Origin of the sequence: Mesorhizobium sp. CU3 (assembly GCF_006442965.1) — a bacterium.
Taxonomy (GTDB): Bacteria; Pseudomonadota; Alphaproteobacteria; order Rhizobiales; family Rhizobiaceae; genus Mesorhizobium.
In genome coordinates this window covers 1-212 of the sequence record NZ_VFWX01000082.1, presented here as the reverse complement: position 1 = coordinate 212, position 212 = coordinate 1, and the positions used below count along the sequence as shown (strand labels likewise).

Below are 212 nucleotides of genomic sequence, written 5' to 3'. Positions count from 1 at the left end.
GGCTCGACCGGAGCCACAGGTGCGACCGGCCATACCGGAGCGACTGGCTCGACTGGCGCCACGGGTGCCACTGGCCATACCGGAGCGACCGGTTCGACCGGCGCCACGGGTGCGACTGGCCATACCGGAGCGACCGGCTCGACTGGCGCCACGGGTGCCACTGGCCACACCGGAGCGACAGGCTCGACCGGTGACACCGGCTCGACTGGTGC

Annotated in this window: 1 protein-coding gene; it reads left to right on the top strand. The window is 72.6% G+C overall.

Going from position 1 to position 212, the window contains the following annotated elements; all coding sequences use genetic code 11:
• Positions 1-212: hypothetical protein (locus tag FJ988_RS30705; protein WP_181183735.1), on the top strand; the 212-nt coding region annotated here is incomplete at both ends.